General features: G+C 57.9%; 8 protein-coding genes. 6 read left to right on the top strand and 2 right to left on the bottom strand.

Annotated elements, in window-relative coordinates:
• Positions 1–15 precede the first annotated feature (15 nt).
• The 6 genes from ACNYC6_RS09855 to ACNYC6_RS09830 all read left to right on the top strand — a co-directional run bounded on the left by ACNYC6_RS09855 (position 16) and on the right by ACNYC6_RS09830 (position 6225).
• Entirely contained in the window at positions 16–534 is a 519-nt protein-coding gene (locus ACNYC6_RS09855) for a penicillin-binding protein activator LpoB (RefSeq protein WP_419712133.1), read from the top strand.
• 5 nt (positions 535–539) lie between these two features.
• Complete coding sequence (locus tag ACNYC6_RS09850; RefSeq protein WP_419712132.1) at positions 540–1904, top strand: PelD GGDEF domain-containing protein; 1365 nt, start codon at positions 540–542, stop codon at positions 1902–1904.
• Positions 1882–2871: a HEAT repeat domain-containing protein gene (locus ACNYC6_RS09845; RefSeq protein ID WP_419712131.1), complete on the top strand. Its 990-nt coding sequence runs from the start codon at positions 1882–1884 to the stop codon at positions 2869–2871. The genes ACNYC6_RS09850 and ACNYC6_RS09845 overlap by 23 nt, the downstream gene beginning before the upstream one ends.
• A complete protein-coding gene (pelF, locus tag ACNYC6_RS09840) occupies positions 2868–4382 on the top strand; it encodes a GT4 family glycosyltransferase PelF (RefSeq protein ID WP_419712130.1) in 1515 nt (504 codons plus the stop codon). Before ACNYC6_RS09845 ends, pelF begins: the two co-directional genes overlap by 4 nt.
• The gene (pelG, locus tag ACNYC6_RS09835) at positions 4383–5753 is read left to right on the top strand and encodes an exopolysaccharide Pel transporter PelG (RefSeq protein WP_419712129.1); all 1371 of its coding nucleotides are present in this window, start codon (positions 4383–4385) and stop codon (positions 5751–5753) included.
• A gap of 211 nt (positions 5754–5964) precedes the next feature.
• Positions 5965–6225, top strand: a complete 261-nt coding sequence (locus tag ACNYC6_RS09830) for a hypothetical protein (RefSeq protein ID WP_419712128.1) — start codon at positions 5965–5967, stop codon at positions 6223–6225.
• Between the two features lie 360 nt (positions 6226–6585).
• On the opposite strand, the gene ACNYC6_RS09825 is transcribed toward ACNYC6_RS09830, so the two are convergent.
• Together ACNYC6_RS09825 and ACNYC6_RS09820 are read right to left on the bottom strand one after the other, a co-directional pair.
• Positions 6586–7917 carry an McrC family protein gene (locus ACNYC6_RS09825; RefSeq protein WP_419712127.1) on the bottom strand — a complete coding sequence of 444 codons (1332 nt, stop codon included), beginning with the start codon at positions 7915–7917 and terminating at the stop codon, positions 6586–6588.
• A gap of 13 nt (positions 7918–7930) precedes the next feature.
• Positions 7931–10309 carry an McrB family protein gene (locus ACNYC6_RS09820; protein ID WP_419712126.1) on the bottom strand — a complete coding sequence of 793 codons (2379 nt, stop codon included), beginning with the start codon at positions 10307–10309 and terminating at the stop codon, positions 7931–7933.
• Position 10310: the final 1 nt, after the last annotated feature.

Genomic DNA, 10310 nt, shown 5'->3' with positions numbered 1-10310 from the left:
ACGGGAGAAAAACGTATGCAAGCAATTCGTAATCTGAGCCTGGCACTGACTGTTCTGTTTGTCGCCGGTTGCGCCAGCTTCACCGACGAAAGCAGCCCGAGCCTGCCGCGCACTGCGCAGTGGGGCATCGTGCCGATGGTCAACTACTCGCAGACACCGCAGGCCGGTGAGCGCAGCGAGCAAATCCTGCTCAGCGTGCTCAGCAGCCACGGCCTGCAACCACGTGTTTACCCGGCCAGCACCCAGGGCGAGCAGGCGTTGATGGATGACAACGAGCGTCTGGCCGGTGCCCTGGACTGGGCGCGCGAGCAGAAACTCGATTACGTGGTCGCTGGCAGCGTCGAGGAGTGGCAGTACAAGAACGGTCTGGATGGCGAGCCGGCGGTGGGCATCAGCCTGCGCGTACTCGATGCCAACAGCGGCCGGGTACTCTGGAGCAAAAGTGGCGCGCGCGCCGGTTGGTCCCGTGAAAGCCTCGCCGGCACTGCGCAAAAAGTGCTCGATAACCTTGTTGGCGCCCTTCGGTTCGAGTGATCGCAATGAATTCTCCACACATGGATTACAGCCTGGCGCCTCGCGCCAGTAGCCCGGTGTCTTGGCTGGAAACGTTCCTGGTGACCGGCCTGGCCATCGGCCTCGGCCTGTGGCTGACCCCGGACGACCCGATGCAAATGCACGGCGGTTTCCCCTGGCCGATTCTGGCGCCGCTGCTGTTGGGTGTGCGTTACGGTTTTTTCCGCGGTCTGCTCAGCGCCGCGTTGTTGGTGATGGCGGTATTCGCCCTGCGCTACAGCGGCCATGCCGGGTATGCGCAACTTGAGCCGTCGTGGATCGTCGGTGTGCTGGTGTGCGGCATGCTGGTAGGCGAGGTTCGCGATCTGTGGGAGCGACGCCTGGAGCGTCTGCAGATGGCCAACGATTATCGCCAGTATCGTCTCGATGAATTCACCCGCGCGCATCAGATCCTGCGGGTCTCCCACGACCGCCTGGAGCAACGCGTGGCGGGCAGCGACCAAAGCTTGCGCAGTTCGTTGCTGGGCTTGCGCGAAAGACTGCGGGTGATGCCGGAAGAGGGCGATGCACTGGCGGCATTGGCTGATCCGATCATCGCGGTATTTGGTCAGTACGGTGCACTGCGGGTGGCCGGTCTGTACCGGGTCGACGATCGCGGAGAACGGGTATTGCCTACACCGCTGGCGACCATCGGCGTCATGGGATCTCTGGATACCGAAGACGACCTGGTCAAGCTGTGCCTGAATCGTGGCGAACTGGTGAGCGTGCGCCAGGAGTTGCTCGAAGCCGGCAGCTCGGCGCAGTTCTCGTCGTTGCAGGCGTGCATTCCGTTGATCGATGCCGAGGGGCGTTTGTTGGCGGTGCTGGCGGTGCGGCAGATGCCGTTTTTTGCATTCCAGGATCGTACCCTGAGTCTCTTGGCGCTGTTGGCCGGGCACATCGCCGACCTGTTGCTGCGTGACGTTCAGGTGCTGCAACTGGCCGATGCCGACGCGCAGCACTTCACCCTGCAACTCAAACGCTCGCTGGTCGACGTCGAGCAGCACAAATTGTCGGCCGGTCTGTTCGCCTTTGAAATGACCCGCGCCAACGAAGAGCTGACGCGCTTGCTGGAACGCAGTCAGCGCGGTCTGGACTTGCACTTGCCACTGCGCAATAACCGCGATCATCAGCTGCTGCTGGTGCTCCTGCCGTTGACCAGCCCGCAAGGCACCGAAGGTTACCTGGCGCGTATCAACCTGCTGATCCACGAACACTTCGGCATTGAAAGTGACATGGATAGCCTCGGCGTGCGGGTCATGCCGTTCAATCTGGAGCCTGGTGAACCCAACGGGCTGCGTAATTACCTGTTCAACGAGTGTGGTCTGAATGATCAGCAAGTGGCTGTTTAGCGGAGCCTTGTTGTTAGAGACGGGTAGTTGGGCCAGTTTATGGACCGACTTGCCCGAGGCGCATCAATTGCTGGTGTTCACCCTCAGCCACGGCTTGGCCTGCGCGATGCTGTGTGGCGCGGTCTGGCTGCTGTTGCCGGCGCGTTATCGCTCGCCGCTGCCGTGGAGCCCGCTGTTCATTTTCAGCCTGGCGTTTTTTGTGCCGGTGCTGGGTGCTGTCGGTGTGGTCGCGGCGATCTTCCCGGCGCTGTATTTGCCGCGCAAACGCGACAAGCAAGAATGGCAAGCGGTAGGCATTCCGAGCCTTCCGTATCGCGCGCAGACAAATTTGCATTCGCCCATTTTCGCCGATGGCGGATTGCAGGACGTGTTGCGCCATGCGCCGGACCCGGATCAACGTCTGGCCGCCTTGCTGGCGACCAAACGCATGCCCGGCAAAGAAGCGGTGCCGATTCTCAAACTGGCACTGGGCGACCCGAGCGATGACGTACGCCTGTTGGCCTACTCGATGCTCGACAAGCAGGAAAGCGATATCAACCTGCGCATCCAGATCGCCTTGGGCCAACTGCACGGCACCACCACCAAAGCCGCGGGTGTGCTGCACGGCACGCTGGCGCGCTGGTATTGGGAGTTGGCGTATCTGGGGCTGGCGCAAGGCAGCGTGCTTGAACACGTACTCAATCAGGCCAGCGAACATGCCGAACAAGGCCTGCAAGCGGGCGAGGGCGGTGAGCTGTTTCTGCTGGCCGGGCGCATTGCCCTGGAACGCGGTGACATCGAGCGCGCCGAAGTGCTGCTGACCCAGGCCCAGGAAAACGGCATGGGCGCGGCGCAGATTCTGCCGTTCCACGCCGAGCTGGCATTCGAGGCCGGTCGTTACCATGAAATCCCAGGGTTGCTCGCCAGCCTTCCGGAGAAAACCCGTCAGCGTCCACCCTTCGCTGACCTGGTGAGGAGCTGGACATGAGTCACAAGGAAGAGGCGCCGCTGGCCGACATCTGCCTGCTGCTCGAAGGTACCTGGCCTTATGTGCGTGGTGGCGTGTCGAGCTGGATTCACCAGATGATTCTCGGTTTGCCCGAGGTGACGTTCTCGGTGATGTTCATCGGCGGACAGCGCTCGGCGTATGGCGAGCGACGCTATCAGGTGCCGCCCAATGTGCTGCACATTGAAGAGGTCTTCCTCGAAGATGCGACTCATCCGACTGACACTCGTGGCACGCCGCGCGAGGCCGACCTTCAGCAGTTGCAGGATTTGTATCGCTTCCTGCATCACCCGGATGCACCGGAGCCTGCGCTGGGTGAAAGCCTGCTCGACAGCATTGCCCAAGGCCGACTGACCCTTGACGACGTGTTGCGCAGCCGCGCCAGTTGGGAGGCGTTGAGCGAAGGTTATCGCCTGCATTGCGCCGACCCGTCGTTCATCAACTATTTCTGGACCCTGCGCTCGATGCAGTCGCCGTTGCTGATGCTCGCCGAGGCGTCGCGACGCATGCCGCGGGCGCGGGTGCTGCACTCGATTTCCACCGGTTACGCCGGGCTGCTGGGTTGCATCCTCAAGCAACGCTGGAACTGTACTTACCTGCTCAGCGAACACGGGATCTACACCAAGGAACGCAAGATCGACCTGGCCCAGGCCAGCTGGATCGCCGAGAGTTCAGGGCAGGCACTCAACCGCAGCCTCGACGCCGGCTCGGGTTATATCCGTACCTTGTGGGTGCGCTTCTTCGAGCGTATCGGTCAACTGACCTACAACAGTGCCGACAGCATCATCTCGCTGTATGACGGCAACCGTCAGCGGCAAATCAAGGATGGCGCCGATCCGGTCCGCACCCGGGTCATTCCCAACGGCATTGATTTGCCGCAGTGGACTGCCGCGCTTGAGTCCCGCGCGCCAGGCATTGCGCCGGTGGTGGGGCTGATCGGGCGTGTGGTGCCGATCAAGGACGTGAAGACCTTTTTGCGGGCCATGCGCGGCGTGATCAGCGCCATGCCCGAGGCTGAAGGCTGGATCGTCGGGCCGGAAGAGGAAGACCCGGAATACGTCAGCGAATGCCGCAGCCTGATGGCCAGTCTGGGACTGGAGGGCAAGGTGCACTTCCTTGGCTTCCAGCGCATTCAGGAGATCCTGCCGCAACTGGGCCTGATGGTGCTGACCTCGATCAGCGAGGCGCAACCGCTGGTGATTCTCGAAGCCTGGGCTGCCGGCACGCCGGTGGTCAGCAGCGACGTGGGTTCGTGCCGCGAGCTGATCGAAGGCGGCACCGCTGAAGATCGCGACCTCGGTCTGGCCGGCAAAGTGGTCGCGATTGCCGACCCGCAAGCCACCAGCGTGGCGATCCTTGAACTGTTGCGTAGCCCGCAACGCTGGCAGGACGCTCAGGCCAGCGGCTTGCTGCGGGTCAATCGTTATTACACCGAAGCCTTGATGCTGCAGCGTTATCGCGACTTGTATCAAGCCGCCATGGAGAACAGTTAAATGGCCGGTATTGGCTTCGAACTTCGCAAGATCCTGTCTCGCGATTCCTACACCTCGACCCTGCACGCCTACGTGTATGCCGGGCTGATCAGCTCAGGGCCGTGGGTGTTGTCGATCATCAGCGTGATGCTGGTGGGGATCATCAGCCTGAGCCGTGTCGTGCCCAATACGCTGGTGGGGCAGTTCCTGGTGACGGTGACGTACCTGATGGCCAGCTCGTTGATCCTCACGGGCGGCTTGCAGCTGTTTTTCACCCGGTTCGTTTCCGACCGTCTGTTCGAGCACAAGTACGATCAGATCCTGCCCAACCTGGTGGGCGTGCTGTTGATGGTCACCATCGGTGCCGGGTTGCTGGGTATCGTTGTGCTGAGTGTTTTGTTCGATCAGCCGCTGATGTACCGGTTGCTGGTGCTGGCGAACTTCGTGGTGCTGTGCAACCTGTGGATGGTGATCATCTTCCTCTCGGGGATGAAAGCCTATAATCGCATCCTGCTGGTGATGCTGGTGGGCTATACGCTGATGGTCATCAGTGCTTATCTGCTTAGCTTCCTGGGGATCGCGGGCCTGCTGCTGGCGCTGTTGATCGGGCACAGTACGCTGTTGTTCCTGTTTCTCTACGACATCCTGCGCGAGTACCGTGCCGAGAAACTGGTGGCTTTCGATTTCCTTGAACGCCGCCAAGTGTTTGTCAGCCTGTTGGTGACCGGGTTTTTCTACAATTTTGGCATCTGGGTCGACAAGTTCATCTTCTGGTTCAACCCCGGCACTTCGAACACTGTCATCGGCCCACTGCGCGCCTCGATCCTGTACGACTTGCCGATCTTCCTCGCGTACCTGGCGATCATTCCCGGGATGGCGGTGTTCCTGGTGCGTATCGAAACCGATTTCGCCGAATGGTATGACCGACTGTTCAGGGCCATTCGCGAGGGGGAAACCCTGCAGCACATCGGTTCGCTGAAAACCGAAATGACCCTGTCGATCCGTCAGGGCCTGCTGGAAATCTGCAAGGTGCAAGGGCTGACCGTGGTGCTGTTGTTCCTGTTCGCCCCGCGCTTGCTGGACTGGCTGGGCATCTCCAGTTACTACCTGCCGCTGTTCTACATCGACCTGATTGGCGTGAGCATTCAGGTGGTGTTCATGGCGTTGCTCAACGTGTTCTTCTACCTCGACAAGCGCGCCGTAGTGCTGGAACTGTGCGTGATCTTCGCGGTGTTGAACGCCGGGTTGACCCTGCTCAGCATGCACCTTGGCCCGAGCTTCTTCGGCTATGGCTTTACCCTGTCGTTGCTGGTGTGCGTGTTGCTGGGGCTGCATCGACTGTCCACGGCGCTGGAAGACCTTGAGTACGACACGTTCATGTTGTCGCGCTGATACTTCCTTGCGGTAGAAAAAAGGCACTGGCGATAAACCGTCAGTGCCTTTTTTATTCGTCGTGATTGCATCCGATGACAGGTCAAGTAAGCCAGCATTGCGCGGCTACGCTTGATTATTCGTGCCAGGCCGGCTCCGGCTGCAGGCAAGCCGCAACAAAAGCTCTAACGGGACTCCACATGCCTTCAGGCCATTCTCTGGAGAGGCTCCCATGAGACTTCACTTGCTGTCTGCTGCAATGATCTTCGCCGCAATGGCGACGCCAGATGTGGTACTCGCTGCTGAAACCACTGCATCATCCGACAAGGCACAATCGAGCACCGCCGTTAAACAGGAGATCAAGCTCACACGCGTTACGCCCGAGTATTGGCGTGTCACGTTCCACAATCCGCCGTACAACATCTACGGCCCGGAAACCATGCCGCCGTTGAACGAGGTCGTGACCGCCATCGAGTCCGATTCGACGTGGTGAAAGGGGGGGCACGGATTTTACAGATTGTCCTGAGCGGTGGTGGTGCAGGCGGGATTGCGGTTCATGAGCGCCAGGGTTTTGCTGGATTTCAGGCACAAAAAAAGACGTCCGTGGACGTCTTTAGATGTAATTCTGGTGGGCCGGGGGAAGTTGAATTCGTTACTTAGGCATTTGATCTAACTGACTAATGTGATTCTGTAAAATTCTTTGGAATACCGGCTGGAATACCAAGAGAGCTGAATCGAGCGAAATGCCTCATTACCGTCCTGCAGGCATGGCCGAAGAGATCATCTGTTTATCCGAAAGCGGCCAAGCTAACTAGGCCATCTGTCGCGGGTTTGCCAAACCCAGCTCAGCCCGCTACTCAGGTAACCCGCCACACGAGTCTTTGAACACCGTTTTGAACGGCGCATCGCCTGGGACCATCAGCTGGCGTGACTTCAAGCAAAAAGGCAGTACCCATAGCCGCAGTCCGCCTGTCTTGGGGAACTCGAATACTGGCAGCGGTCGATCAAATGCCCCAGTCCTGGGGTAAATCAGCACCACATCTCCCGACCCATTCAGATAGCTTTGCCCATAGGCCTGCAACTGATAGAAGTCACCCTGTGCGAGGCCGTATTTATTCGTCCCATTTGCCTTGAGACCATCCAGCAGTTTCCACTTTGTATCGAGAACCAGCAGATCTTTCTTGGTATCCTTGATCAACAGGTCTGGCTTTAGACAAAACCAATTCTGTTCTTGATGGCGAACCAAGTGATGGCTGCGTGCTTGGGTTTTCAGGTGAAGCGGCCTCGCCAGTTGCTTCGCGAGATGCTTGGAGACGAACGCTTCGAATACTGCCTCCATTGGGAACAGCAGCGACGGAGCATGATTGCCTCCGCGGCCTGTCATGGGTGATTGCTGTTCTAGAATCAACTTTGACCAAGCGAGTGCTTCTTCGTAGTAACCCATGCCCCGCTCAAGGCGTACCCGCTGGAAATCCATATGGGGTTGCGCTGAGATCGGGACCTCTGCGAAGACAAATTTAAGTTCTCGGGCCAGTTGCTGATGGACCTGAGATGCCGTCAGTTGCAGGATTCGTTGCAATGCGGTGTGTAGTAAACGGTTTTCTGGACGATTAATCGAGAACTCGTCGTGCTCTGTAAAGAATCGGTCCGCCCTATAAAGGTTTTGCCGCAGATGAGATGCCATCATCAGTTTGCCGCGAAGGGCAAACAGGTTGCCTTGCTGAGTGGTATAGGTGCTGCGCAGTCCTTGTTTGATGATATGCCCGACGGTGCGTAGGAACTCGGCAATAAAAACTTCCAGCAAGGGCATTCGTGCCGCCGCGAGCTTGGCGGTGTCAGTTTGAAGGTGGCGAAACTCTTGAAGGCAGCAGAGCATTTCGATCAACAGCTGACGAGCCTTCAACGCGCCTGCACCTATTACTTTTCCGACTTTCGGCAGTACCTCGATTTGGTAACCGTCTGGTGCACGTATCACTCCAACAAAACTAGTGACCTGAACGGCGCGATACCCGCGCCGTTGAGTCAGGCGCAGCCACGCTGGCCTACTGTCGTTGGAGGCCTGCAGGCACTGGCGCTCAAGCCATTCGTAGACCGTGTCCGGGATAATGTGCAAACCCTCGGACAACGAGCCAGTCGAAGTCGCAGCCATCAACACGTCAAATTCGTAAATCGATATTCCGCTCACGTGCCTCCGCCTTTCATGTCGACAGCGTCTTGTATATGCCAATGTAGGCATCCGGATTAGAGAGCGCAGCCTTCTGCAGAGCGTAGTGGCGCTTAGTGGAATAGCTGTCCATGCCATGATCGCTGCCGAACAGGCGAGCCAGATCGTCCTCCTGATCTTCACCCTCAACGATAAAACGTGCGGCTTGGGATTTCTGATTGTCTGCTAAGACAAGGCGGATCTTTTGCCAGTCTTCGAAAAAGTACTCTTCGAGCAGGGGCAGAATACGTGTGCTGAACACCTGCTGCAGGGCCACAAATCGTTCGTCCCCATCAGGCACCTGCGCTAATGCTGTGAAGTACGCATGGCCGATGCAATGGTCGCGGTCGTAGAGCACCTCGATACGCTGGTTTATTGCATCAAGTATACGTGGCACATCCACCACTTGCTCCCCCAGACTGACCCGAAGGTTTGCAAGCGGTGCGCCTGGCTCGTCGCGAGCGTCCGGCATTAGCGGCACAAACTCGAATCGGCGACGCAAGGCGGTGTCCAGCAACGCAAGGGATCGGTCTGCCGTGTTCATAGTGCCGACAATGTCGACATTGGCTGGTACCGAAAAACTCTCTCCGGAATATGGCAAAGTCACCGAGATGGCGTTTTTAGCGCCTTCGCGTTTATCAGATTCGATCAAGGTGATCAGCTCGCCAAAGATCTTGCTGATGTTTCCCCGGTTGATCTCGTCGATCACCATCGCAAACTGCTGATCTGGCGCCATACGTGCTTTGCGGCACAAGTCCTTGAAGACACCTGCGCGGATCTCGTATTGGACTTCACCGGATTCCGCATCGCCCTCGAGAACCGGACGCAGACCCTCCACGAACTCCTCGTACCCGTACGATTGGTGGAAGGTGACAAAACTGTAGCGCTTGATGTATTCGGCTGAGGGAGGGCCGGCATTGTACTCGTCTACCAGCCGCTTCAGATCGGCAGCTGCGTCCGCCCAGTCTCCAGTTAGTATCCATGATGAGTCCGATAGCTTGTCGAAGACAGCCGGTGCCATTCGCTTGCTCATCTTGATGGTTTCGGAGGACTCGATTGCATGGTACTGGAGAGCGCCCCAAACGGTGTTTCGCACACTCTTGTTCGCGCTTTTGGCGGCGGCAATCGATTTCATGAATGGGTGATCAAGTAATACATCGACACTTGCTTTCCCGCCCAGGTGGTACAGAGTTGCTGCGGTCGCCTCCCACCAGGTAAGGCTCGCAATCCTTTCGCTCACAAACTGATTTTGCCATTCTTCCTTGGATACCGAGGTCGTGACTTGCTCATACTCTCGCTTCATTAGCTTCGACAATTCGTAGGTCTTGCCCGTGCCCGGTGGGCCGTAGTAGATACGATTGAGGGGAAGCCTCATTGCATCAGAATCAGCAGTGTCATCTTCGTCAGGCTCATCGCTGTCTTCCACTGGATCGTCCCGCAATTGATCTGGCCACAGTCCCGGTCGTTCGGCTTCAAGCAATATCCAGTCGTTCGGTAAATCATGCTTGTCAGAAAGGGACGCTTCGATCTTCGCGAGCAGTTCGTCAGTTAGCGGTTCACGGTGGAGTCTGGAGAGCGCGCCCACCTCACGTGTCCACGAGAGTTTCCGCACTCGCATTCCACGCACTATGCCAAGTACGCCGATTGCGCGCTCGCTTCCGGGATTCTTGCGGCCAAAGCGCACTTGGATACCTTTGCTCGTGTGCCACCAATCCAAGCCGGCCATATGAACAGCCCGTGCCAACCGACAGAACAGCGCTTTGTCCTCTGGCGACCATGAGGCGCGGAAAGTTTGGAATGCAGGCTTGCTGTCGAAGTGTTGGAGCAGGTCTTCGTCGCCCAGTGACTTACTCAGGTTCATTTTGGCTACTACCTCTTCGTAACGCAGCTCGAAGTTGCGGATGGCTTCAGCGCTCCATGCGGTGAGCTGGTCCAGCGACTTTTCCAAACCATCGCCTGTGGGCATAGTGGTTACAAAGGGGGCGTTGTAATAGTCGCCTCGCAGGGCCAAATAGGCTTTACGCGTTTTATTAGACTCACCCAGCCCGACGGTATCGATCTTGACCACAAAACCGTCGTCGGCATCGATACCTACGGTAAAGGCCAATTCCTTCGGCGCTTCTGGTGAGGGGTAGATTTTCGCCCAGTTGTAGCCAGAGAAGTGATTACCCTGGTTGGTGGGTCGTTTGCGAATTTCGACGCGCCCTACAGGAAACAGCTCAGCCTTGAGCTTGTTCGCCCATGCCTGTGTGACTGCATAGGCCTTTTTTAGATCATCGTAAGCTCGGTTTTGCTCGGGTTTGGACTCGTCACGCTTGTGTCCTGCCCACTTGCTCAATAGCTCGAAATGGTCACTGGTGAAATAGTCCGCCATG

The organism is Pseudomonas sp. NFX224 (genome assembly GCF_048565165.1).
Taxonomy (GTDB): Bacteria; Pseudomonadota; Gammaproteobacteria; order Pseudomonadales; family Pseudomonadaceae; genus Aquipseudomonas.
This window is presented reverse-complemented; position numbering and strand designations above follow the sequence as displayed.